General features: G+C 69.5%; 15 protein-coding genes and 1 pseudogene. 14 read left to right on the forward strand and 2 right to left on the reverse strand.

Translation table 11 applies throughout. The features are described 5' to 3' along the window. Positions 1 to 25 precede the first annotated feature (25 nt). The 12 genes from secE to PQI23_RS00695 all read left to right on the forward strand — a co-directional run bounded on the left by secE (position 26) and on the right by PQI23_RS00695 (position 18025). Entirely contained in the window at positions 26 to 298 is a 273-nt protein-coding gene (secE, locus tag PQI23_RS00640; protein WP_339970675.1) for a preprotein translocase subunit SecE, read from the forward strand. Between the two features lie 46 nt (positions 299 to 344). Further along, positions 345 to 1157 carry a transcription termination/antitermination protein NusG gene (nusG, locus tag PQI23_RS00645; RefSeq protein WP_339970676.1) on the forward strand — a complete coding sequence of 271 codons (813 nt, stop codon included), beginning with the start codon at positions 345 to 347 and terminating at the stop codon, positions 1155 to 1157. A gap of 67 nt (positions 1158 to 1224) precedes the next feature. After that, positions 1225 to 2787 (forward strand): molybdopterin-dependent oxidoreductase, encoded by a 1563-nt coding sequence (locus tag PQI23_RS00650; protein WP_339970677.1) that lies wholly within the window; start codon positions 1225 to 1227, stop codon positions 2785 to 2787. A 194-nt stretch (positions 2788 to 2981) separates the two neighbouring features. Next, positions 2982 to 3410 carry a 50S ribosomal protein L11 gene (rplK, locus tag PQI23_RS00655; RefSeq protein WP_010156073.1) on the forward strand — a complete coding sequence of 143 codons (429 nt, stop codon included), beginning with the start codon at positions 2982 to 2984 and terminating at the stop codon, positions 3408 to 3410. Between the two features lie 12 nt (positions 3411 to 3422). Then, the gene (gene rplA / locus PQI23_RS00660) at positions 3423 to 4112 is read left to right on the forward strand and encodes a 50S ribosomal protein L1 (RefSeq protein WP_339970678.1); all 690 of its coding nucleotides are present in this window, start codon (positions 3423 to 3425) and stop codon (positions 4110 to 4112) included. A gap of 220 nt (positions 4113 to 4332) precedes the next feature. Next, positions 4333 to 5469 (forward strand): serine/threonine-protein kinase, encoded by a 1137-nt coding sequence (locus PQI23_RS00665; protein ID WP_339970679.1) that lies wholly within the window; start codon positions 4333 to 4335, stop codon positions 5467 to 5469. A gap of 2 nt (positions 5470 to 5471) precedes the next feature. Beyond that, positions 5472 to 11621 (forward strand): Ig-like domain-containing protein, encoded by a 6150-nt coding sequence (locus tag PQI23_RS00670; protein WP_339970680.1) that lies wholly within the window; start codon positions 5472 to 5474, stop codon positions 11619 to 11621. A 48-nt stretch (positions 11622 to 11669) separates the two neighbouring features. Then, positions 11670 to 12662 carry an AAA family ATPase gene (locus PQI23_RS00675; protein WP_339970681.1) on the forward strand — a complete coding sequence of 331 codons (993 nt, stop codon included), beginning with the start codon at positions 11670 to 11672 and terminating at the stop codon, positions 12660 to 12662. Next, positions 12659 to 14026, forward strand: a complete 1368-nt coding sequence (locus tag PQI23_RS00680; RefSeq protein WP_339970682.1) for a DUF58 domain-containing protein — start codon at positions 12659 to 12661, stop codon at positions 14024 to 14026. The genes PQI23_RS00675 and PQI23_RS00680 overlap by 4 nt, the downstream gene beginning before the upstream one ends. Continuing rightward, complete coding sequence (locus tag PQI23_RS00685) at positions 14023 to 16590, forward strand: transglutaminase domain-containing protein (protein WP_339970683.1); 2568 nt, start codon at positions 14023 to 14025, stop codon at positions 16588 to 16590. The genes PQI23_RS00680 and PQI23_RS00685 overlap by 4 nt, the downstream gene beginning before the upstream one ends. Next, positions 16587 to 17411, forward strand: coding sequence for a PP2C family protein-serine/threonine phosphatase (locus tag PQI23_RS00690; RefSeq protein ID WP_339970684.1), 825 nt, complete (start codon positions 16587 to 16589; stop codon positions 17409 to 17411). The genes PQI23_RS00685 and PQI23_RS00690 overlap by 4 nt, the downstream gene beginning before the upstream one ends. After that, complete coding sequence (locus PQI23_RS00695) at positions 17408 to 18025, forward strand: hypothetical protein (protein WP_339970685.1); 618 nt, start codon at positions 17408 to 17410, stop codon at positions 18023 to 18025. Before PQI23_RS00690 ends, PQI23_RS00695 begins: the two co-directional genes overlap by 4 nt. Before the next feature lie 143 nt (positions 18026 to 18168). Here the strand turns inward: PQI23_RS00695 and PQI23_RS00700 are convergent, their stop codons facing one another. Then, positions 18169 to 19533 carry a hypothetical protein gene (locus PQI23_RS00700; protein ID WP_339970686.1) on the reverse strand — a complete coding sequence of 455 codons (1365 nt, stop codon included), beginning with the start codon at positions 19531 to 19533 and terminating at the stop codon, positions 18169 to 18171. Beyond that, complete coding sequence (locus tag PQI23_RS00705) at positions 19530 to 20735, reverse strand: DUF2510 domain-containing protein (protein ID WP_339970687.1); 1206 nt, start codon at positions 20733 to 20735, stop codon at positions 19530 to 19532. Before PQI23_RS00705 ends, PQI23_RS00700 begins: the two co-directional genes overlap by 4 nt. Before the next feature lie 229 nt (positions 20736 to 20964). Between PQI23_RS00705 and eccCa the strand changes: the two are divergent. Both eccCa and eccCb read left to right on the forward strand, forming a co-directional pair. Continuing rightward, positions 20965 to 22965, forward strand: a pseudogene (gene eccCa, locus PQI23_RS00710) (type VII secretion protein EccCa); the annotation flags it as partial. A gap of 166 nt (positions 22966 to 23131) precedes the next feature. Then, positions 23132 to 24955, forward strand: a complete 1824-nt coding sequence (gene eccCb, locus PQI23_RS00715; protein WP_339970688.1) for a type VII secretion protein EccCb — start codon at positions 23132 to 23134, stop codon at positions 24953 to 24955. Positions 24956 to 24962 lie beyond the last annotated feature (7 nt).

Genomic DNA, 24962 nt, shown 5'->3' on the forward strand with positions numbered 1-24962 from the left:
CGGGGGCAACGGAAAGGACACGCGAGTGAGCAGCACCGAAGTCGAGGAGAGCGGCGGCCTCGTCGAGCGCGCCAAAGCCGATCGCGCCGCGAAGCGCAACTGGTTCAGCCGCATCGTTCTGTTCATTCAGCAGGTCATCGCCGAGTTGAAGAAGGTCGTCACCCCGACCCGCAAGGAACTCATCAACTTCACCCTCGTGGTGATCGCCTTCGTGCTGATCATGATGGCGCTGGTGTGGGTACTCGACCAGGCGTTCGGATTCGTGACGGTCTTCCTATTCGGAACGACGCTCGGCTGATCAGCCGTCGCACGAACCGACCGCAGAGCAAGGAAAGCAAGTAGAGATGACGAGCGAGAACAACACCCCCGAGGCAGACCTCGACGCGGCACTCGACGCACTGGTGCAGTCGACGGACCCCGATGTGGACGCCGCGGTGGAGGATGCGCTCGATATCGATAGCGCCGAAGAGGCCGAGGCGGCCGCTGCTGCGATCGTCGATGAGGAATCGGAAGAGGAGACCGGGGAGGATGGCGAATCGGCTGTCGATCCCTACAAGGCCTTCAAGAAGGATCTGCGCCGCCGGCCGGGCAAGTGGTTCGTGATCCACACCTACGCCGGGTACGAGCGCAAGGTGAAGTCGAACCTGTGGAACCGTCGCGAGACGATGGGCGCGGTCGACGACATCTTCGAGATCCAGGTCCCCATGGAAGAGGTCATGGAGGTCAAGAACGGCCAGCGCAAGATGGTGACGCGCGTGCGCATCCCCGGTTATGTGCTCGTTCGCATGCACCTCAACGAGACCACCTGGTCGGTCGTGCGCCACACTCCCGGCGTCACCGGCTTCGTCGGCAACGCTCACAACCCGGTGCCGCTGCGCATCAACGAGGCGTTCGAGATGCTCAAGAGCACCGTCGAGCTCGAGCCGGCCGCTACGGCGAAGGGCAAAGCGGCTGCCAATGCCGCGGCCCAGGGCAATGTCGAGATCGATTTCGAGGTCGGCGAGACCATCACGATCAAGTCCGGATCGTTCGAGGGGCTCCCGGGCACCATCAGCGAGATCAATGCGGCTTCGGGCAAGCTCACGGTGCTCGTCTCGCTCTTCGAGCGCGAGACGCCGGTCGAGCTGAGCTTCGACCAGGTCACCAAGATGGTGTAACGGATCTTCCGCAGAAAAGCCCCGCCTCGGCGGGGCTTTTCGCATGTTGGCCGGTTACGGTGACTCCATGCGGCGGCAGCGGGTGGGCAACCGGCTCGGCGGCGCCATCCTCGGCGTCGCGGCCGCGCTCGTCGTGCTCGGCGTCGCCGAGCTCGCCGCGGTGTTCGTCGCCGCCGGTTCATCACCCCTGTTCGGAGTCGGCGCCCTCGCCATCGATCTCGCCCCGAGCTGGGTGAAAGACACGATGATCGCACTGTTCGGCACAGCGGACAAGCTCGCGCTCTTCGTCATTCTCGGCATCGTCGTGCTGGCGCTGGCCGTGATCGCCGGGTGCGCTGAAGCGGCGCGACGCGGCGCGGGCATGGTGGTGCTCATCACGGTGTCGGCCGTCGCGCTGATCGCGATCCTCACTCGTGCCGAAGCCACCCCGTTCTGGGCGATCCCCACGATCATCGGGACGGTCGCCGGGCTCTGGGTGCTGGATCGCGGCCGACCGCGAGTGCTCGCATGGTCGGCGGCGGAGAACGCCGAGCGGCCGGACGACGCGGATGAGGGGGCGAGACTGGCTCGACGCGGCTTCCTGGTCTTCGCGGGCGCGACCTCGGTGACCGCGCTCCTCGTGGGCGCCGGTGCGCGGGTGAAGAACGCCGGAAGCGCCGCGTACACGGCTGTGCGCGAGGCGATCCGTCTGCCGCGGCCGGCCGAACCCGCGGCAGCAGTGCCCGCCGCCGCGCAGCTCGACGTTCCGGGGATCAGTCCGCTGATCACGCCCAACGCCGATTTCTACCGCATCGACATCGCGCTGCAAGTGCCGAGGATCGATCCCGCGAGGTGGAGCCTCGAGATCACCGGGCTCGTCGACCGGCCCCTGACGCTCACCTACGCGGAGCTCCTCGCGCTGCCGCTCGAGGAGCACATCGCCACCATCGCGTGCGTCTCGAACACCGTCGGCGGAGACCTCATCGGGAACGCGACGTGGCTCGGGTACCCGCTCAGGGAGCTGCTGGCGCGCGCCGGCGTCTCCCGTGGCGCCGACATGGTGCTCTCGTCGGGTCCCGACGGATTCACCGCCGGCACGCCGCTCGAGACGCTCACCGATTCCGGCCGCAACGCCCTCCTCGCGGTGGGCATGAACGGAGAGCCCCTGCCCGCGGAGCACGGATTCCCCGCCCGCCTGATCGTTCCCGGGTTGTACGGCTACGTCTCGGCGACGAAGTGGGTGACGCGTCTCGAGGTGACCCGGTTCGCCGATGCGGAGGGGTACTGGACGCCCCGCGGCTGGTCGGCGCTCGGTCCGATCAAGACGGCCTCGCGCATCGACACCCCGCGCTCGGGCGCCGCAGTTGCTGGCGGGACGATCGCACTCGCGGGTGTCGCCTGGGCGCAGCACACCGGCGTCGCCGCAGTCGAGGTGCAGATCGACGAGGGCGAGTGGCAGCAGGCGGAACTCGCGTCGGCGATTTCGGACGACACGTGGGTGCAGTGGTCGCTCGCCTGGGCGGCGACGCCCGGCCGTCACACCGCACGGGTGCGCGCCACCGACAAGTCGGGCTACACGCAGACCTCCGACGAGGCGCCGCCGGCTCCGAATGGCGCAACGGGTTGGCACGCGGTGGCATTCTCGGTGTAGCGGTGCGTCGGAGGAGGCGGGTGGCGATGACGCCGCATGCGGGTGCGCGATCCGGAATCTTCGGGTAGACTTGCCTGGTTTGCGTCTGCGAACGCCTCTGGCGTGCGTCGGCGCGAACGAGTACCGCATCCGGAACGGCCGGACTCGCGGGAGAGCTTGCACCACCGTGCGAGTTCGATGGAAAGGAAACAATCATGGCAAAGGCCAAGAAGGTTACCGGTCTGATCAAGCTTCAGATCCCGGCCGGTGCAGCCAACCCCGCGCCCCCCGTGGGCCCGGCACTCGGTCAGCACGGCGTCAACATCATGGAGTTCTGCAAGGCGTACAACGCTGCGACGGAATCCCAGCGCGGCAACATCGTGCCGGTGGAGATCACCGTGTACGAGGACCGTTCGTTCACGTTCGTGCTCAAGACCCCTCCGGCAGCCGAGCTGCTGAAGAAGGCGGCAGGCGTGCAGAAGGGCTCCGGCACCCCGCACACCGTCAAGGTCGCCAAGGTCACCGCAGAGCAGGTTCGTCAGATCGCCGAGCAGAAGCAGGCCGATCTGAACGCGAACGACATCGACGCTGCGGCGAAGATCATTGCGGGCACCGCTCGCTCCATGGGCATCACCGTCGAGTAAGGGGCATCGGACATGGCACAGAAGTCGAAGGCGTACCGCGCCGCTGCCGAGAAGATTCAGGCAGACAAGTTCTACACTCCCGCCGAGGCCGTCGCCCTGGCGAAGGAGACCGGTTCCACCAAGACCGACACGACCGTCGAGGTCGCCGTCAAGCTCGGTGTGGACCCTCGCAAGGCAGACCAGATGGTTCGCGGCACCGTGAGCCTGCCTCACGGCACCGGCAAGACCGCGCGCGTCATCGTGTTCGCGGTGGGCGCTGCCGCTGAGGCGGCAATCGCAGCCGGCGCTGACGAGGTCGGCGGTGACGAGTTGATCGAGAAGGTGGCCGCAGGCTACACCGACTTCGATTCGGCAGTCTCGACCCCCGAGCTCATGGGCAAGGTCGGTCGTCTGGGTAAGGTGCTCGGCCCCCGCGGCCTCATGCCCAACCCGAAGACCGGCACCGTGACCCCGGATGCGGCGAAGGCCGTCACCGAGATCAAGGGCGGCAAGATCGAGTTCCGCGTCGACAAGCACTCGAACGTGCACTTCATCGTCGGCAAGGCATCGTTCTCGGCCGAGCAGCTCGCCGACAACCTCGCCTCGGTGCTCGACGAGATCTCGCGTCTGAAGCCGTCGTCGGCGAAGGGCAAGTACGTGCAGAAGGGCGCCGTCTCGACGACCTTCGGCCCGGGCATTCCGCTCGACGTCTCCGGTCTGTAAGCAGAACCGTTCGGCTCAGCCCTCGTCCGCTCAGCGGGCGGGGGCTGAGCCGTTTCCAGCGGCCGGATGCCGCGTCCGCGATCTTCGCTCGCGAGCCTGTGGATACGGTCTCGCAGCCGTACGCCCTCGATTAGGATGTTTCACGTGACACTCTGTTTCCGAGCCGCGAACGCGCCCCGTTGCGCACGGCAGCAGCGCGGTCCCATTACGGGAGCATGTCGTGGCTGAGCGCGCCGCCGTCAGCGCGCCCGCGATTCCCGGATTCAGCTATGTGCGCCCGCTCGGTTCCGGCGGCTTCGCGCAGGTGTTCCTCTACGAGCAGGACATGCCCCGCCGTCTCGTCGCGGTGAAGGTGCTGAACGGCGCTGCGAACGGGGCCGCGGCCGTGGCGGAGCTGCGGGAGGTCTTCGAGAGCGAGGCCGACGTCATGGCTCGCCTGAGCAGCCACCCCTCGGTGGTCTCGATCTATCAGGCCAGCATCTCGCTCGAAGGTCACCCCTACCTCGCCATGGAGTTCTGCCCCGCATCGATGGGCGCCCTCACGAAGGGGCAGCCCGCGCGATTGCGCGACGTGCTCGACGCCGGTGTGCGTATCGCGGGGGCGCTCGAGACGGCGCACCGCGCAGGAGTGCTGCATCGCGACATCAAGCCGTCCAACGTGCTGCTCACGACGCTCGGCCGCCCCGCGCTCTCCGACTTCGGCATCGCGCAGGTGCTCGGCCGCCGCGAACTCGACGGAGAGATGGCGATGTCGATCCCGTGGTCGGCGCCCGAGGTGGTGGGCCTGCAGAGCACCGGAAGCGTTGCGACCGAGGTGTGGTCGCTCGGCGCGACGCTCTACTCGTTCGCAGCGGGGCGATCGCCCTTCGAATTGGCGGATCGCTCCCAGAACTCGCGATCGAAGCTCACGGAGCGCATCCAGAAGGCGCTGTATCAGGCGATTCCGGGGGCGCAGGGCTACGAGCGGTTCGACGAGGTCATCTCGAAAGCGCTCCGCAAGAATCCGCACGAGCGGTACGCCACGATGGCGGAGTTCGGGGAGGCGCTGCAGCAGCTGCAGCGAACATTCGGCTATGACGTGACACCGCTCGAGATCGTCGCGGAAGCCTGGTTGCCGCGTGCCGAGGCGGTGCCCGCCGGCACTCGCGGACCCGTCGTGAGCACGGTGGGCCGGGTGACCCGTGCGGAGGCTCGCGCCGAGATGCTCGCGCAGCGACGCGGCACGGACGACGACGGGTTGATCCTCGACCGCCCGGCATCGCCCTGGCGAGCCGGGCTCATCGGTGCTGGTGTTGCGCTGGCCGTCGTGGCGGGGGCCGCGAGCGTACTGTGGGCGATGAGCGGCGGTGCCGGGTGAGCGTGACGGCGAGCACTGGCCGCGAGCGGTTTCGCCGGCTGCAGTGGTGGATCGCCGGCGTCGTCTCGTGCGCGCTCATCGCAACGGTTGCCGTGATCGCGAACGGCTACGATGCTCGTGAGACCCCGCGGGCCGAGCCCGGTGTGTGGGTCGCGCGCGAAGCCGGCCAGTACGCCCGGGTGAACACCGACACCGGTGAGCTCGATCTCGTGCGCAAGGTCTCCGATCCGAGCGGAGTGCTGCAGTCCGGAGCGCACGCGGCCGTGCTCTCGCACGGCAACGGACGCGCGTGGCCGCTCGACGTGGGCGACCCTGTGGACCTGGGGGATCGCGCACCCGCGGATGCTGGCGCCGCGGCTGCTGGCTCCGCCGATGAGGCGTCACCCGTCTCAAGCACCGAGAACGGTGAGGCCGAGACCGACGCAAGCGAAGCGCCCGCCGGCGACGACGCGGCCGAGGCGGTGCACCTGCCCGACGGTACGCGCGAGGTGGTGAGCGCCGGGCGATTCGTCGCGGTCCGCACGGAGGCCGGAGCCGTGTACGCGGGAGAGATCGCCGCCGATGCAATGTCGACCCCTGTCGATGGACCGGGAGAGCCGGTCTCGGACCTCGCAGGAGACGAGAGTGCGCTCCGCGACCTCGAATCCCGCCTGGCGTCGCTCGAACGTGTCGACCCGCTCGCGGGCGAGAATGCGAGTGACGGCGCCGAGGAGGACGCCGAGGAAGGCGCCGGATCCGAGAGCGTGGATGGCGGATCCTCGTACCGCGCATCGGCGATCGCGCTGGACGAATCCGGCCGCCTCGCCCTCTTCTCCGGAGATGAAGACGCGGTGCGCGAGTACGACGCGACGAGCCGGGAGTTCGTCGGCGGGGCGCTCGAGGCGCCCGGTGCCGCCGGTGACGCACCCGCGCCGCAGCTCGCGATCGTCGCGGGGGACTGGGTGCTGCTCGACCCCGAGAGCGGCCGGCTCTGGCGTGAGGGCGGCATCTCGACCACGCTCGAGCTCGACGGCTCGGCCCGGCTGCAGGCGAGCGGTGGCGATGGAACGCGCACCGGGCGTACCGTGCTCGTGGCCGATACGAGTGGCCTCACGAGCATCGACGCCGAAGGCGAGGCGGAGCGCGTCGTCGATACGACGGGAACGCCCGCGCAGCCCGTGTACATCGGCGACGTCGCGTACGCTGCGTGGGTGGGTCAGAACGCCGGGGCGCTCTGGACATCGGACGAGGGCGAGAAGCCGCTCGTGATCGACGACGGGGCGCGAGAAGCGGGCGATCTGCTCCCGGTCATCCGCTCGAACGGCGAACGCGGCGTGCTGAACGAGATGCGCACCGGGATGCTCTGGACGCTGCCGGGCGGCGAGCTGATCCCGCTGTCGCAGTGGACGATCTCGGACCCGCCGAAAGAGGATCGCGGCACCGTGGTCGTGGAGGACGTGACGGAGCAGGTACCCCCGACAGCCGTCGACGACGCCTTCGGCGTTCGCGCGGGAGAACCGGCCCCACTGCCGGTGCTGCTCAACGATTACGATGCGAACAAGCGCGACGTGCTGACGATCGTGCCCGATTCGATCGGCGACGAGGGGCTTCCCGAATCGTTCGGCACGCTGCAGCTCATGCCCGACGGGCAGTCGCTCACCGTGCGGCCCGCGGCCGACGCGAGCGGCAGCGCCACCTTCTCCTACCGTGTGACCGACGGCGCCCTGGTCTCGGAGCCAGCCACGGTCACACTGACGGTGGCTGATGACGAGACGAACACCGCCCCTGCATGGTGCCCGGTCGAGGGCTGCCAGCGCGAGTGGCGCGTGCCCGCCATCGCACCCGGCGGCACACTCGTGTACCCGATTCTCGAGGGCTGGGTCGACCCGGAAGGCGACGTGATGACGCTCGCCGCTGCGGAGGCGGTGCGGTCGGAGGATCCGGTTCGCGCGATCGTGACCGCCGACGGTCGTCTGGGCGTTCGGCACACCGACCCGAACGCCGGTGCCGCCGACATCGCGCTGCGCGTCACGGTGCGCGACGGCCGCGGGGAGGAGGCGCAGCGGGAGCTGACCCTCGTCGTCGATCCGAGTGCGACCCCCGAATTCACCGCGACTGCGACGACCGTGCAGGTGGGCCGCACGGCTACCGTGCGACCGCTCGACCGCGTGGCGGGCGGTTCGGGCTCGTATGCCCTGCTCGATGCCACCGACCCGAGCGGCACGGTGCAGGTGACGCCGCAAGCCACCAGCGGTGCGGTGGAGATCGAAGCGACCGCGGCGGGCACGGCAGCGGTGACGGTGACCGTGCGCGACACCGTGACCGGTGGCGAGATCACCGGGCAGCTCCGCGTCACCGCCACACCCGCGGGGCCGCCGCTCGCGCTCCCGGCGCTGCGCGCGTTCGTGCGTCCGCTCACCGATGCAACCGTTGAAATACTCGACGCAATCCCTGGTTCGACCTCTCGGTCGCTCTCGGTCGCCGGCGCAGAGGTGACCGATGGCGACCTCCAGGCCGACATCATCGATCACGCCCAGGTCCGCGTCGCCGGGAGCACCGAGGACGGCGGTGCCGGACGCATCGGCGCGGTCGAGGTCACCGTCGCCGAGGGCGATGCGCGGGCCCAGGGCAAGCTCACGGTCTTCCAGGTCCCCGATACCGGCTCCACGGGTGCCATCGCGGTCGCTGACACCGCCACGGTGCGCGCGGGTTCGGTCGTCGATATCCGAGTGCTCGACAACGATGTCGCCGCCCCGGGGGAGCGCCTGCTCCTCGATCCCGACATCGTCGGGTCAGGCACGAAGGGCGAACTCGCGTTCGCCTCCGGCAACGTGCTGCGCTACCTCGCCCCGAAGGAGCCCGGCACCTACCGGCTGAGCTACACCGCGTACGGCGCCAGCGATCCTGCTGCCGGGGATGTCGGGTCCGTGATCGTCACCGTTCTGGCCGAGGGTTCGAATCGCGACCCGGAACCGGCCGCGGTCACCGCGCGAGTGAGCCCCGGTTCGACGACGCAGGTGCGCGTGCCGCTCTCCGGAGTGGACCCCGACGGCGATCGCGTGCGCCTGGTGAGCGTCGAGGGAGATGCCGACGCCGGCATCTCGGCGACCGTGAACTCCGCGGCGAATGGATTCGCAGTGGAGGCGCTCGCGAATGCCGCCGCAGGGCCGGTCGAACTCACGTACTCCGTGCGCGATCCGGAGGGAGGAACGGGCACGGGCAAGCTCACCGTCATCGTCGTGCAGGCTTCCGAGTCGAGCGCGATCGTCGCTTCGACCGACTACCTCCGGCTCACTCCGCAGAGCGAGCCGGCAGTCGTGCGTCCGCTCGACAACGACGTCGACCCCGCGGGAGGCAAGCTCTCCATCGAATCCGTGGTGCCCAACGTCGCCGGAGGCCCCGACAGCAGCGAGGCCGAGCAGCTGGCTGAGCGCCTCGATCTCTCCAAGGTGAAAGAGGGACGGGTTTCGATTCGCCCGGGAGATGACCTGGGCGCCGTCTCCTACCGATACACCGTGCGCTCGGAGGCGACGAAGAGCACCGCCGATGGACTCATCGTCGTCCACACGTCGGAGCGCGTCGGTGCCCAGGCGCCGACCATCACAGACACCGTGCTGAACGTGCGCGATCGGGCCGAGCTCGCGGCCGGCGGCGTGGACGTGATCACCGACAAGGTGCGGTGGGCGACCGGCGACGTCTCCGCACTGCAGTTGTCGCTCTGGTCGGGTTCGCGCGATGGCTACCGCGCCTCCGGTTCGAAGATCTCGGGCGAGTACCGCTCGGGCGGCGACACCGTCGTCTTCAAACTCTCGGGGACTGACGCGTCGGGCCAGGATGTGGCCTCGTACGGGCTGCTCGTCATTCCTCCCCTCGATGAGCTGAGGCTCACGCTCAAGCCCGATCTGCAGCCGATCAGCGTCGACGAGAACGAGCAGCGGGAGGTCTCCGTGAATGACCTCGTCGACAGCGGCTCGGGCGATCGCGTCGAACTGCGCCGCGAATCGTTCACCGTCGGCCGCGCGCAGGCGACGTGCGAAGCGGTGTCGGGCGACCGTCTGCGGTACTCGGCCGGCCGCGAAGCTCCATGGAACGACACGTGTCTCATGCAGGCGAGACTCGTGGGGCAGCAAGCGTGGACCACACTGCCCGTGCCCGTCGTCATCGTTCCCGATGCACCCGCCGTGCAGGCCGCACCCCTGACGCGAACCGTCGACCCGGGCGCGAGCGCGGAGATCGCGTTGATCGACATGATCTCGTGGCAGGGCGGTCGCGAGGGCGACGCCTCGAAGCTGCGATTCGAGGTTTCGGGTGGGAGCTCGCTCTTCACGGTGACCCAGAACGGGGCGACGATCTCGGTCGAGGCTCGCGCCGACGCGGTGCCCGGCAGCCAGGAGTCGGTGTCGGTGTCGGTGAGCGGCGCCGGCGCATCGCGCGCCCCGCTCACCCTGCGCGTGGGGCAGGCCCCGCGCGATCTGCCGAAGGGCGCGACGGTCGCGCTGAAGTGCACCGTCGGCAGTGACTGCCAGGCTCAGCTCGTCGGAGTCTCGGGAGAGCACGATCCCTTCGCGGGGAAGAGCGGCGGCGGATTGAAGCTCGCTGCCGTCAGCGGTTCGGGCTGCTCGTACGGCAGCTTCACCCGCGTCGGCGACTCCGGGGTCTCGGTCTCCTGGCCCGGCGGGCCGGAGGTCGGCGGAACCTGCCGTGTCGGCTTCACCGTCGTCGATGCTCAGGGGCGCACCGGAGACGGAGCCATCGAGTTCGACGCGCAGGGCATTCCGAGCCGACCGAGCATTCAGCAGACCGGCTACACGACGGACAGTGCGAGCTTCACGGTGACGCTCGGGGGCCGTCAGGCGCACCCCGCGGTGTCGGGGGTGAACCTCTCGGGCGGCGGATCGACGAGCTGCACCGCCGTGGGCGACTCGTCGTTCCAGTGCGTCGCGACCGGACTGGCGAACGGGCAGAAGCACCAGTTCGCCGCGACGGCCGTGAATGCCGTCGGCTCCTCCGCAGCCTCGACGTCGGTGACCGCCTGGGCCTACGCGGCCCCGGCAGCTCCGAAGGTCACGGTCGAGTCGATCAAGAACCCGCGAAATACGAATCAGCGTGCCGGTGGCGTTCGGCTCTCGATCGAGGGATCGAACGATACGAAGCAGTTCCTGGTCTCCTACCGGGATCAGCAGGAGACGCTCGACGGTTCGAGTGCGGAACGCCGCTACGAGAACATCGCCGTCGGCGCGATCTCGTTCGCGGTGACCCCGGTCACCAAGTTCGACGTCCCGGAGATCGGCGGCGGATCCAACACAGGTGCCGCAGCGCAGGGCGACGGGTTCGTCTATGGAGCGCCGACCCTTTCGCGGGCATCGCTGACATCAGCACGTGATAATTCGGCTGTCGTCAGTCATGACGGGCCGAAAGATGGAGTGACGTCGAGGTACACGATAAGCGCACCGTACGGGCAACCCGATGACTGCTTCGTGGATGGGCAGCTCAACGATCCGAATTTCGGCGGGTTGAAGAAGTACCGCGTCTACACCGCGAAGGTGTGCTTGAGTAACGACTTCGGCCGAAGCGAAATGAAAACGAACCCAGAGCTCATCGGGGGGTCCATCCCCCGCCCGACTGCATCGTTCACCATCGGACCTGATCCGCGGCCTGCGGAGAATGGTTTCGACTATACGCTGTCGTCAGCAGAAATCGTTACCGCTGAGGGCGCGGAAGGGCAGTGGTCGGTGGGCAACGCTGTCGTAGAGGCGGAAAAACTGGGCAGCGCGCTTTCCGCGGATTCTATTCAGAAGGTGCGTGCGCGTCAGTGCATCGATCCTGGCAATGAGAGTACGTGTTCCGAATGGGTTGATGCCCGGGTGAACACTGCCCCAACGCTGGTGACAGTTCGGGAGCAGGGCAATTGCTGGATTGCAGACTCCCCACCGAGGACCATGGAAGAGAAGCGTGCTCTGCTGGGTATTTCCGCTGCGGCAAGAGAGTCTGCAGACGTGATCGAAGGGGCACCGGAGGGTGGACGGATCCCGCTCACGATCACTTGGACCGGTGACTACAGGAATCTCGCTCCCGTCACACTCAGTGTGTGCTATCAGCCCGAGACGCCGACGCCTCCGGAACCGGGCGGCGATCCTGACCCCGACCCCGAAGCTCCGCCCCAGACCCCGTAGCGCCATGCGCACGTCCGCCGTTTCGACCAGCCCCGCCGAAGGAGCCGCATGACTTCACAGCAGCAGACCGCATCCCACGCCATCACTCCGGATCAGGCGCAGTGGGTCGCGCAGCTGTTCGCCACCACGGCCGACGCGATGGAGCAGGCGATCCACGGCAAGCGCCGCGTGGTCGAGCTGGTGATCGCCTGTGCGCTCGCGGGCGGACACGTACTGCTCGAAGACGTGCCCGGCACGGGGAAGACGGCACTCGCCCGCGCGCTCGGTCAGGTAATCCAGGGCACGTCGTCGCGTGTGCAGTTCACGCCGGACCTGCTGCCGGGAGACATCACGGGCATCACGGTGTTCGACCAGCGCGCGGGGGCGTTCGAATTCCATCCGGGCCCGATCTTCGCGAACGTCGTGCTCGCCGACGAGATCAACCGCGCCAGCCCGAAGACGCAGTCCGCACTGCTCGAGGTGATGGAGGAGGGGCGCGTCACGGTCGACGGCACGAGCCACGACGTCGGCAGCCCGTTCCTCGTCATCGCGACGCAGAACCCGGTCGAGCAGGCGGGCACGTACCGTCTGCCCGAGGCGCAGCTCGACCGATTCATGGTGAAGACGTCGATCGGCTACCCCGATCAAGCCGCGATGACTCGCATCCTGCAGGGCGACCGCGCGCAGCAGCATCCGCTCTCGCCGGTCGTGAGCACGGGCATGGTGACGCAGGCGCAGGAGCTCATCAGTCGCGTGCACGTCAGCCCGCTGGTCGCCGACTACGCGGTGCGGCTCGTCGAAGCGACGCGTCGTGCGAGCGAGGTGCGTCTCGGCGCGAGCGTGCGCGGCGCCCTCGCGCTCGTGCGACTCGCGTCGGCGTGGGCCGCGGCGAACGGGCGCCACTACGTCACCCCCGACGACGTGCGCGATCTCGCGATGCCCGTGCTGACCCACCGTCTCGTGCTCGAACCCGAAGCCGAGTTCGACGGGGTCACGGCTGCGCAGATCCTCGGCCAGATCATGCTCGACATCTCGGCGCCCCAGGAGAACGGCACCGCGTGAGTCTCGACACCTCGCGCGCCCCGGTGTCGAATACCGGGACGAGAACGCGTGGCAGCACCTCCACGCGATTCGGCGATACCGTACCGGGCACCGGGCGCGTCAGCACGCGCCGGCGCCGCGCTGCTCGGCGCTGGTGGCGCCGCAATCGGCGTCGTCTGCGCCGCCAGTGGCGCCGTGTGCGCGAAACCGTCACGCCGACCGGCTATTTCGTGCTCGGCGTCGCCGCACTCTCGGTGGTGCTCGGCGCCGCGTTCGGGTGGGTCGAGGCCTGGTTCGTCGCGATCGGGTTCGGCGTGCTGCTGCTCGTCGGCCTGCCGTTCCTGCTCGGCTCGCGCGCCTACCTGATCCGCATCGCGGTCGATCGGCTGCGGGTGGTCGCCGGCGGGGAGGTCGCGCTGCAGATCGAGGTCGAGAACTCCGGTGGGCGCCCCGCCCTGCCCGCGACGGCGGAACTGCCGGTCGGCGAAGCGCTCCGCGAGATTCCGATCCCGTTCATCGGCCCGCGCGGCACGGCAACCGTTCCCGTCGGCATCCCGGCGGTCTCGCGCGGCGTCATCGAAGTCGGTCCGCTGACGCTGGCGCGCCGCGACCCGCTCGGGCTCGTACGTCGCGAGATCACCTGGCGCGACCGGCATCTCGTGCATGTGCACCCCCGCACCGCGCTGCTGCCGCAGGGGTCCGCGGGGCTCGTGCGCGACCTCGAAGGCGCGGCGAGCCGGCGGCTCACCGACTCCGACCTGTCGTTCCACGCGGTGCGCGAGTATGTGCGCGGCGATGCGATGCGGCATGTGCACTGGAAGTCGACGGCGAAGACCGGAACGCTGATGGTGCGCCAGTACGAGGAGTCGCAGACGGCCCGCGCCGCGATCCTCTTCGATGCCGTTCGTGAGGAGTATGCGAGCGACGAGGAATTCGAGCTCGGTGTGAGCATCGCCGCCTCCCTCGGGCTGCAGGCGGTTCGCGAGGGGCGCGAACGGTTCATCGCCTCGCAGTGGGCCCCGGGTCGTGTGCGCCCCAGCATCGACGGGCTCGAAGAACTGCCCTCGAGCACCCCGGCTCAGCTCCTCGACGCCTGGGCCGAGCTCGAGGCGGCCGAAGACGCACTGCCCATCGAGCGGCTCACCCGCAGTCTTGCGGAGTCGAGACGCCCGCTCTCCATCGTGGCCGTCGTCACGGGCTCGATTCCGGATCCGGCGCGGCTGCGCCGCGCCGCCGCAGCCTTCACCGAAGACGTGCGCGTGCTCGTGGTGCGAGCCGAGACCCTCGCAGACCCGGCAGCGCACCTGGTCGACAACTGCACCCTGTTCACCGTCGGTGCGATCGGCGACCTTCCCCAGCTCGTGGTGCGAGGGGGGCTGTCATGAGCGGCGCCACACCGGAGCCGGGCCCGCGTCGGGCCGGCCGGGGTGCCGCCGCCGCCCCGCGCCCCGCGCACCCGCGGCGCACAGCACCCCAGCGCCGCCGCGCACGGCGCCGCACGAGCACCAGCCCGGCGCTGATCATCGGAGCCGCGACGCTGAGCGGCATCTCCGTCGTCGCCGGTGCCCTCTCCGCAATGCCGATCTACCGCACGCCGTGGGTGTGGGTCGTCGGGGGCGTCGCGTGGGCCGTGGTGTTCGGCATCGTGTGGGCGGGCCGTCGTCTGGGGTGGGGAGTCGCCACGGTCGCCGCGCTCATCGCAGCGTTCGTGCTCGTCGTCGTTCCGCTCGGGGTGCCGAGCGCGCTGGGCACCGGCCCGATGGGGATCGTCGGAGGGCTGATCGACGGTCTCGCGACCGTGACGCTCGGGTGGAAGCAGCTGCTCACGCTCACGCTGCCGGTCGGCACCTATCAGGCGGTGATGGTGCCGTGGCTGCTCGTCTCCATGGGTACGACGGCGATGATCGCCGGCCTCGCGCTGCGCGGAGGCAAGGCGGCGCCCTTCGCGGCGATCCCCGCGCTCGTGCCCGTCGCCTTCGGCGTCATCTTCGGGTCGTCGCAGGTGAGTTCACCGATGCCCCTCGGTCCGCTGACGATCACGGCGCCGCGCGAGCTGGCGCTGTGGGCCCTGATCTGCGTCGCCGGCGCGGCGTGGGTGGCCTGGTCGTCGGGCATCGGCCGTCGCCGGGCGCTGCGGCTCGGCCGCTCGACAGAGCCGGCCGAGGGCGCCGGGGGCGTGCGCCGCAATGCAGTGGTGCGCGCGATCAGCGCAGTGCTGACGGCGGCCGTCGCGCTCGGCATCGGAGCCGCGGTCGCTCCGCTCGCGAATGCCGAACGGCACGTGCCGCGCGACCGCGTCGATCCCGAGCTCGTGGTGCGGGAGCAGACCAGTCCGCTCGCGGGGTACCGGGCATCGAAGCGGGACGCGGCGTTCACTGCGCCGCTGTTCAGCGTGCAGAGCGACGGTGCGGCGCCGGAGCGACTGCGCATGGCGGTGCTCGACGGATACGACGGGGTCGACTTCTTCGTCGAGCCCGGAGCCGACGGCCGCTTCACCCGGTTCCCGAGTGGTGAACCGGTGGCCGAGCCGGTCAGCGTCACCGTCGAGATCGCCGACGGCTACGACGGCATCTGGTTGCCGATCGCGCCCCCGCTCGCAGCGCCGCCCGTGTTCGACGGACCGCGATCCGGCGCCCTCGGCGATGCCTTCTACATCAACCGGTCGAGCTGGGCCGCGATCGCGGTTCCCGGCGGCCGGGGCGTTCGCGAGGGCGACGGGTACACGGCCGAGATGAGCGCGGCCGCCGGCGCCGAGCCCGCAGGCGACCCCGTGCAGGACGCCCCCCTGATCGACCTCGAGCGCACCCCGCAACTCGCGCAGTGGCTCAACGCGCAGCAGCTTCCGACGTCGATGCAGGGTCTGCTCGAGGCGATTCAGCGTCTGCGCGACCGCGGGTACCTGAGCCACTCCCTCACCGAAGGCGAGGGAGAACGTGCATGGCTCGAAGCGGCCTCGGAGGAGTATGGCACCAAGTTCTTCCCCAGCACCGGCGGGCACTCGATCGCGCGGATCGAGACGCTCTTCACGCAACTGAACGAGCAGCAGCGCGCCGCGGGCGACGGAGCCGATGAACGCGCGCTCGTGGCCGGCATCGGCGACGACGAGCAGTTCGCCGCTGCCGCCGCACTCATCGCGCGCGCAATGGGGTTCGAGTCGCGCGTGGTGCTCGGCGTGCGTCTCGGCGCCGACGAGGAAGCGGGGGTGCCCGGAGTTCCCGCCTGCACCGACGTGTGCACGGGCGAGCATCTCGCCGCGTGGATCGAGGTGCGCGGAAGCGACGGCGAGTGGGCGGCCATCGACGCGAGCCCTCAGGTGGAGACGCCGCCGATCACGCTCGAGCGCGGCGAGCAACTGCCCGAGTTCCCCTCCGTTCCCGAGGAACGCGATGCGAGTCAGGCCGACCCCCCGTCGGGCACGAGCGGTGATTCGAGCGAGCCGTCGGAGACGCAGGATCGCGACGCATTCGCCGCGCTGTGGCCCATCTTGCGCGTCGTGGGGTTGTCGCTGCTCGCGCTCGTGCTGCTCGCTCTGCCCCTGCTCTTCCTACCGCTCGCCAAGCGGATGCGCCGCAACCGCCGCCGCAGAGCGCACTCGCCGGAGGAGCGGGCGCTCGGGGCATGGGATGAACTGATCGATGGCTTCGCAGACACGGGCCTCGTGGCCACCGAACCTGGAAGTCGACGAGATATCGCGGAGCAGCTGCACGTGCCATCCGGCCCCTGGGTCGCCTCGGCCGTCGATCGGGCGGTGTATTCTCACGAGGGAATCGACGGCAGCGACGCCGACGAGCTGTGGACCGTCGTCGACGAAGAACTGACGGCACGACGAGCGGGGCTCGGGTTCTGGAAGCGCCTGCGCGCCGAATACTCCCTGCGCTCGCTGATGCCGAAGACACGTACACGACGCGTCGCGCGCCTGTCGCGACGCGCGACCGCAGGAGGACGATGATGCGAATCGGAATGGCACCGGAGGTGAGCGCCGCCGTGCGCACCGATCCCGGGATGCTGCGATCGGTGAACGAGGACTCCGCGCTCCTCGAGTTCCCGAGCTTTCTCGTGGCGGACGGCATGGGAGGGCACGAGGCGGGCGACCAGGCGAGTCGTGCTGCGGTGGAGGCGTTCGCATCGGTGATCCGGCCCGGGGAGATGTCGACCGTTCGCGACGTCGGCCACGCGCTCGAAGCGGCGCGCGAGGCGGTGGGCAGAGTTGCGGCGAATCGTGAGCGGGGCGCGGGCTGCACACTCACGGGCGCCGTGCTCGTGCGGCACGAGGGGCGGGCGTACTGGCTCGTGCTCAACGTCGGCGACTCCCGGGTCTACCTCCACCGCGGAGCGGAACTGCACCAGGTGACGGTCGACCACTCGCTGCGCGACGAGATGATCGCGGGCGGGGTCGGGCTCGACGCGCTCCCCGGGCGCAACGTCATCACGCGCGCGCTCGGCTCCGCCGACACGACCGCAGACAGCTGGTTGCTGCCGGTCGAGGACGGATCCCGGCTGCTCATCTGCTCCGACGGACTGACCACCGAAGTCGATGATCAGCAGTTGCGAGCGGCACTCACCATGGGCGGTCAGCCGGAGGCCGTCGTCGAGGAGCTCGTGCACCGCGCCAATGAAGCCGGTGGGCGCGACAACATCACCGTTCTCGTCGTGGACGTGCTCTCCGGGGGGTCCCCATGGCACGTGAGTTCGGATCTCGGTTCGGATGTCGTCACCGAGAGTGAGGACGACCGGACCCTGACGGCGACGGTGCCGAGGCGCGGGCAATGAGCGATCCGGGGCAGTCCGACGACGAGACGGTGGTCACGCCGCGCCGGGCCGCGTCTGAGCCCCTGGACGAGACGGTCGTCACGCCGCGCAGGGCAGTACCCGCATCCGCGGACGAGACGGTCGTCACGCCGCGCGCCGCTCCTCGGCCTGCCGTTCGAGCGGCACCGAGTGATTCCACGGCGCACGGCGGCTCGACGGGCGTCGGTGCATCGCGCAATCCGGCACCACCCGTCGACGAGCCCCCGCCGCGCGAACTCCCACCGGAACTCGCGGCCCGCATGTTCAAGTCGCCGCTCGACGCCCGCTACCGAGTGCCCGAGGCTCCGAGCCCTGCACCCGATCACGCGTTGCCCCGCCGCGGAGTCAGCCCCGCTCTGCCGGTGATCACCTCGCAGCGCACCGGGCGCCGCTCGGCGGCGGGCACCGAGACGGATGCGCGCTTCGGCCCTCCGCCGGCCTCCCGGCCGGCGCCGCCCCCTGCCGATCGTGCAGCTCTGCGCTCGACCGTCCGCGCGAACCGACGCTTCGGGATCGGGGCGCTCGCCGGTTTCGCGGGCACCGTGGTAATCGCGATCGGCGGGCTCTGGCTCGTCGCCGTGCTCGCCTTCGGCTAGCGTTTCGGCGCTAGCGACGCTCGCTGCGACGGCGGCGCAGGATCGCGCCGAGCCCGAAGAGCGATACCAGGCCCGAGGGGGATGGCGGTCCTGCAGCGCGCGCGTCGCGCGCGGGCGGCAGGCTCAGCGAGGAGTGAGGGACGCTAGCGGCCCGCCACCCACTGCTGCCAGTTCTCCGCCGTGAGCGCAGGCGACATCTCGGCGGAGACCTCGAAGATCGGGCGCCCCTCGGTGACCGAATCGACCGCGAGTGCCCAGGGGTCTCCGCCGTTCTCCGCGACGAAGAGGTAGTAGGATCCGGCGGCGTCGTAGGCCTCGGTCGCGCCCGATTCCTGATAGATGCGGTCGTCCGAGAAGACGTCGACGCCGAGCGTTGCCACCGCGGACTTCAGCTCCGGGTAGGCGACGAACTCCGACGCTCCCGAGGCGTACTCCGCATAGCGGGCGAAGCCCTCGAGTGCCGCAGTCGATGTCGACCAGCTCTGAGAGGGCGCGGCCGTGTAGTGGATCGCGTGAGCGAATTCGTGAATGAACACCACGCGCCGGTCGAAGTCGGCGCCGGGCCCGAGAATCACGGTGGTGCCGCCCGTCGCGTCACCGGTGGCGATGGTCGGGTCGATGATCTCCGAGGCTTGCGAGGGCCGGTACAGGGAGCGGGCGAACCCGGCGGCGTCGATCTCGCCCTCCGGCTTCTCCGAATTGCCGTACCGCCAGCGCTCCAGTCGCTCATCGCTTCCGGTGATGCCCGAGGTGAATCCGGTCTGCGGCACGTCTCCGCCCATGCGTGTCGCGAGTTCGAGCGTCGTCACCGCCGCTTCCTCGGCTTCATCGATGGAGCGGGTCACGAGCTCGCGCTCGTCCTCGAGTGCGAAGAGCACGACGTGGTCTCGGCGCTCGACGTAGAGCTTGCCGTCGTCCCACGGCTGGATGACGTCGCGCGGCACGAACGAGGTGATGCGCAGCGACTCGCCGCTGCCGGTCGTGGTGATGCGGTAGTAGCTGCCCTGAGTCAGAATGAGCCCGGCGTCGGCCGATCCGCTGCCCCGCATCTCGTTCGCGGGGAAGCCGAGATCGACGCCGATGTTGACCAGTTGCGACCCGTCGGCGTCCGTGTTCGGAGTGATGAACCCTGTGGTCCAGCCGATCGCCGACAGGTTGTCCCACCACAGGGCCAGCTGTGCCTCCGCATCCCCGTCCGCGAAGGAGAGGAAGAGCTCGCGGTCATGGGTCTGCAGCGCGGTGTTCATGTCGAACCAGGCCTGGTCGTAGGTGCTGGTCTCCATGTCGAAGTCGTCTTCCACCCAGATGGGGGAGGAGTCTCCGGTGGGTACAGCTGCTGCTTCACCCATCGGATAGGGTCGGGGCCAATTCACGGCCGCGACCGCTCCTGCCGCGCCCAGGCAGAGCACGGTCACTCCGATGATGATGAGCCGCGCGATCCTGGCGCGCCTGTTGCGCGGCTGCCTCTGCGCGGAGGCTTCGACGCCGGTCGTGTGTGCGGTGGTCATTCGCTCTTCACCTCTGCGATCTGAACGAAGCGGAGTGTCTGCCCGTACATCCCCGCGCCACCGCTCGGGGTTGCGGCGATGGTGAAGACGTATTCCGTGTCCCCCATGGCAACCGGGTACTGCGAGAGCGGCGGCAGCGTGTCGTATCCGGCCTGCGCGCCCATCACGTCATCGGCGATCGCGCTGAACTCGTTCATGACCGGGAACTGCTGCGCGACCGCCTTCGGGTCGAGCTCCTCCGGTCGCAGTGACGCGTCTCCCTGACGCACCAGGCAGGAGCTTCTGAGCTCCCCGTCCTGCCGCGAGAGCTGGGACATCTCGAGGATCATCGACTTCGGTTCCCGGCAGACGCTCTCATCTCCTTCGACGGGATCGTCCGAGAACGTCGTGACGAACTCGTCGCCCGAGATATCGAAATCGATGGTGGAGGCCTCCGCGATACCGGCGACGCGCCAGGGCCCGACCGCGGACGGCGTGCGCGCCTCCAGTGCGGCGCTGGGCTCGTCGGATCCCTCGTAGTAGAAGGGGCGGGTGAGCCAGATCGCCTGCGTGAGTTCGGAGGTGAAGGTCTCGCCGTCGACGGAATAGGTGTAGGTGAAGTCGACGGGTACGGACACGGTGTCGGCGGTCTGCGGGTCGCCGTCGATGTAGCTCTCCTCCGAGTTCACGTAGCTGAAGTCGCCGGAGTCGTACTGGTAATCGAGGGTGAGTCCGAGCTGCTCCGCCGAGGCGAGATCGCCGTACAGCGGAGTCGCGCTGTCGTCCGTTTCGGGGTGCAGCGCGGGATCGGCTGCATCGCGCCATGCGGGATCGCCCGTCGTCGTGGCGGCGAGAAACGCCTCGACCGCGACGGCGGCGTCGCCTTCGAGCGCCCGCGCCTTCGCGCCCGCGAGCCAGGCGAGCGCGGGAATCGACGCGATCACGAGCACGGCGCACACGATCAGCGTGGCGACGGTGCTCTTCGTCCAGGCCCGTTCATGGGGCGGGCGACGAGGCCGCTGATAGACGGGACGCGCAAGCTGCGTCGATTGCATCGGAGGGTATCCGGTCGCCGAAGCCGCCGACTGCGGTGCCGGAGGAACCGGGGGTGCGAGATGCTCGGTCCAGGTCGACCCATCCCAGTACCGCAGCAGCCCGCTGCCGGCAGGGTCGGGATACCACCCTGCTGCCGGCGCCCCGGCCGATCCCTGCGCGACATCCACGGACGTTCTCCTCTGCACGTTCACTGTCGCCACCAGCGCTGGCAGCGGCCACGTTCCGGCCGCTGCAGCGGAAGCGCATTCCTGCGGAGAGCTTATCGTCTGAGAGGTCGCATCGGGAGTCCGGAGAGCAGCCGCAGAACGGACTCCACCTGCATCCCGGTCATTGGTAGTCTGAATCGGTGGCAGCAGGCAACGGCCGAGCGAGGCGCCGGCTCGAAGGAGCACATCGATGAGCAGTCGACTCGCGCCGCCGCGCGTGCCGTCCGGCAGTGTGAACCTGCAGCCGCCGCCCGAGATCGAGCCGTCGGAGGGCGGCAGCAGCCTCCTGACGTCGGCGCTTCCGATGCTCGGCAGCGTGGGCGCGATCATCATGGTCTCGGTGAGCAATGCCGGCCCGACGGGGTGGATCACGGGCGGCATGTTCCTCATCTCCGCGCTGGGCTTCGTCTTCGTGAACGGCTGGCGCCAGCGCGCGACGCGTCAGGCGTCGATCCTGAGCTCCCGTCGCGAGTACCTCGCCTACCTGACCGACCTGCGCGATACCGTTCGCACTGCCGCGAAGGCGCAGCGACGAGAGCGGAACTGGCGCTACCCGGCCCCCGAGACGCTGAGCTATCTCGTCGAGGACGGGACGCGGGTGTGGGAGCGCGCCGCCTCCGACGACGACTTCCTCACCGTGCGGGTGGGGACCTGCGAGCAGCCGCTCGCGTTGACCCTCGTCGCGCCCGAGCTGCCGCCGATCGCGGATCTCGATCCGGTCGCGACGACGGCCGCTCACCGGTTCCTCGCAACCCATGAGGTCCAGCCGGATCTCCCCACCTACATGCGGGTGTCGCACTACCGCAGCGTGCAACTCGTCGGCGACGACGTCGAGCGCATCCGCGGTCTCGCGCGCGGCATGATCTCCCATCTCGCCGCGCTGCACAGCCCCGAGGAGCTGCAGATCGTCATCGCTGCAGCACCCGAGTCGCTTCCCCAGTGGGAATGGGCGAAGTGGCTTCCTCACGTGCAGTCGACCCGGCTTCGAGACTCGCTCGGCCCGGCGCGAATGATCGGCTCGGATCTCGACACGCTCATGCGCATGCTGCCGGCGGATCTGCGCGAGCGCCCCCGCTTCTCGGCGGGCGGGGCAGCAGCTCAGAGCCCGCATCTGCTCGTCGTGGTCGATGGAGCGAGTGTGCCGCCGAGCGACTCGGTCTTCGCCGGCGGGCTGCAGGGCGTGACGGTACTCGATCTCCCCAGTACCTGGGACGACAACGACGACGCCAGTACCGCCCGCATCTACGTGGGCGCGGGCACCGCCGAGGTCGCCGAGGGGCGCACTCGGGCGCAGACCATCACACCGGACGACATGAGTCTCGTGGAGGCCGAGGCCGTCGCGCGGCGGCTCGCGCCGCTGCATCGAGAGGGCGGTGGGGGAGGCGCGGTCTCCCGCGCGAGCAAGCGGCAGCAGGAGCTGCTCGAGCTGCTCGACCTCCCCGATGTGCGCGATCTCGACCTGGAGCAGCAGTGGCGCTACTTGCCGGAGCGCGACCGCTTGAGGGTGCCGATCGGCCAGGACACGAACGGCGCCCCGCTGATCCTCGATCTCAAGGAGTCGGCATCGCAGGGCATGGGCCCCCACGGACTCATCATCGGCGCGACGGGATCGGGCAAGTCCGAGGTGCTGCGCACGCTCGTGCTCTCCCTCGCGCTCACGCACTCGCCCGAGCAGCTGAACTTCGTGCTGGTGGACTTCAAGGGCGGCGCCACGTTCGCGGGCATGGCAGACATGCCGCACGTGTCGGCCATCATCACCAACCTCGGTGAGGAGATCAGCCTCGTCGACCGCATGCAGGACGCCCTGCAGGGCGAGATGACCCGCCGTCAGGAGCTCCTGCAATCGGCGGGCAACTTCGTGAACGTCGGCGAATACGAGAAGGCGCGGAAGAACGGCCGCAGCGACCTGCCGCCGCTGCCTGCGCTGCTCATCGTCGCCGACGAGTTCTCCGAGCTGCTGAGCGCGAAACCGGAGTTCATCGAGTCCTTCGTCGCGATCGGCCGGCTGGGGCGCTCACTGCACGTGCACCTGCTGCTCGCCTCCCAGCGGCTCGAGGAGTCGCGGTTGAAAGGGCTCGACACTCATCTCTCGTACCGCATCGGTCTGCGCACCTTCTCGGCCGCGGAGTCGCGCACCGTCATCGGCGTGCCCGACGCATACCACCTGCCGCAGGAGCCCGGCGGCGGCCTGCTGAAGGTCGGCAGCGACGACAATCTGACGCAGTTCCGCGCCGCCTACGTCTCGGGGCCGCCCCCCCGCCCGTCGAGCGATCGCGACGGGCGACGATGCGGCCGGCGCTCCCGGCGCGGCGCGCATCACCCCGTTCACTGCGGCTGCCCAGCAGCTGACGGACCCCGTGGACGAGGCGGCTCGTGCCGCCGAGGCAGCGGAGCGACGGGCGGCAGAGCTCGCGGCAGCCGAACCCGAGGAGACGCGCAGCACCTTCGAACTCGCGGTGGCGCGCATGTCGGGCATCGGCCCTGCGGCTCACCAGGTCTGGCTGCCGCCGCTCGAGGAGCCCGCGACGCTCGATCAGCTGCTCGGAAAACTCGTCGTCAGTTACGAGCTCGGGCTGCACGCGCCGCGCTGGCGCGAGCATCGGCGCCTCACGGTGCCCGTCGGCATCGTCGACGTGCCGCTCTACCAGCGACGCGACCTGCTGACGCTCGATCTGTCTGGGGCCGCCGGGCATGTGGCGATCGTCGGCGCGCCGCTCTCGGGCAAGAGCACGGCGGCCCGCGCGCTCGTCGCCGCCCTGGCGCTCACGCATACTCCGCAAGAGGTGCAGGTGTTCGTCATCGACTTCGGCGGCAGTTTCACCGGACTGCGGGAGCTGCCGCACATCGCCGGGCTCGCGACGCGCGGCGAGCCCGAAGTGATCCGCCGCACGGTCGCCGAGGTCACGTCGCTGCTCAACGCGCGAGAGGCGTACTTCCGCGCCCAGGGCATCGACTCGATCGACACGTATCGTGCTCGTCGCGAGCAGAACCTCGTCGACGACGGGTACGGCGACATCTTCCTCGTCATCGACGGGTGGGCGACGCTCCGCAGCGATTACGAGAGCCTGGAAGCGCCCGTGCAGCAGTTGGCGGCCCGCGGCCTCAGCTTCGGCGTGCACGTCGTGCTGACCGCGAGCCGCTGGCTCGACATCCGTCCCAATGTCAAAGACCTCATGGGCGGGCGCATCGAGCTGCGTCTCGGCGATGCCTCGGACTCCGAGATCAATCGTCGTGCAGCGGCCAACGTGTCGGCCATTCCCGGGCGCGGCCTCGATCCTGCAGGCCTGCAGATGCTCACGGCGCTGCCGCGCATCGATGGAGACACCACCGCGGACACCCTGGTCGACGGCGTCGACGATCTCGTCGCGAAGGTCGGCAGCGCGTGGCAGCGCGAGCACGGGCCGAAGCTGCGCCTGCTGCCCGAACGGCTCCCGCTCGACGAACTGCGTCAGCACCCCGCGGCGAACTCCCAGCAGCTGCTGCTCGGCCTCGACGAGGCGGAGCTCGCTCCGGTCGGCATCGATCCCGAACGGGAGCAGCACCTCTTCTTGTACGGAGATTCCGGGTCGGGCAAGTCGTCGATGCTGCGCGGCGTCGTGCACGAGATCGCGCGACGATACGAGCCCGGTCAGGCCCGCATCTTCATGATCGACTACCGTCGGGCGCATCTGGGCGAGATTCCCGACGCGTATCTCGGCGCCTATCTGACCACCGCGGAGCAGACCGCCGGTGCGATCGCTCAGCTCGTCGAGTTCTTCCGCGGACGCCTTCCGGGCCCGGATGTCACGGCGGATCAGCTGCGCTCCCGGAGCTGGTGGACGGGGGCGGAGGGGTTCGTCCTGATCGACGACTACGATCTCGTGGCGACCCAGCAGGGAAACCCTGCCGCGCCGCTCGCGCAGCTCCTGGCTCAAGCCGGCGACCTCGGGCTCCACGTCATCGTCACACGTCGCTCGGGCGGGGCGTCGCGGGCGGCGTACGATCCGATCCTCCAGGGCATGACCGATCTCGGCGTGACCGGAATCCTGCTGAGCGGGAACCCCGAGGAGGGGCAACTGATCGGCAAGGTCAAGGCGATTCCGAGCGCGCCCGGTCGCGCCCAGGTCATCTCCCGCGCCCGGGGGCACCAGGTGGTGCAGCTCGCGTACGCGCCTTCGACGCAGGATTCGGATGCGGATTAGGCGCGAT

Origin of the sequence: Leucobacter sp. USCH14 (assembly GCF_037619215.1) — a bacterium.
Classification (GTDB): Bacteria; Actinomycetota; Actinomycetes; order Actinomycetales; family Microbacteriaceae; genus Leucobacter.

Excerpts from the sequence above, each read along its gene's own strand:
- nusG (WP_339970676.1), top strand. The coding sequence starts at position 345 with ATGACGAGCGAGAACAACACCCCCGAGGCAGACCTCGACGCGGCACTC.
- PQI23_RS00650 (WP_339970677.1), top strand. The coding sequence starts at position 1,225 with ATGCGGCGGCAGCGGGTGGGCAACCGGCTCGGCGGCGCCATCCTCGGC.
- rplK (WP_010156073.1), top strand. The coding sequence starts at position 2,982 with ATGGCAAAGGCCAAGAAGGTTACCGGTCTGATCAAGCTTCAGATCCCG.
- rplA (WP_339970678.1), top strand. The coding sequence starts at position 3,423 with ATGGCACAGAAGTCGAAGGCGTACCGCGCCGCTGCCGAGAAGATTCAG.
- PQI23_RS00675 (WP_339970681.1), top strand. The coding sequence starts at position 11,670 with ATGACTTCACAGCAGCAGACCGCATCCCACGCCATCACTCCGGATCAG.
- PQI23_RS00685 (WP_339970683.1), top strand. The coding sequence starts at position 14,023 with ATGAGCGGCGCCACACCGGAGCCGGGCCCGCGTCGGGCCGGCCGGGGT.
- PQI23_RS00690 (WP_339970684.1), top strand. The coding sequence starts at position 16,587 with ATGATGCGAATCGGAATGGCACCGGAGGTGAGCGCCGCCGTGCGCACC.
- PQI23_RS00695 (WP_339970685.1), top strand. The coding sequence starts at position 17,408 with ATGAGCGATCCGGGGCAGTCCGACGACGAGACGGTGGTCACGCCGCGC.
- PQI23_RS00700 (WP_339970686.1), bottom strand. The coding sequence starts at position 19,533 with ATGACCACCGCACACACGACCGGCGTCGAAGCCTCCGCGCAGAGGCAG.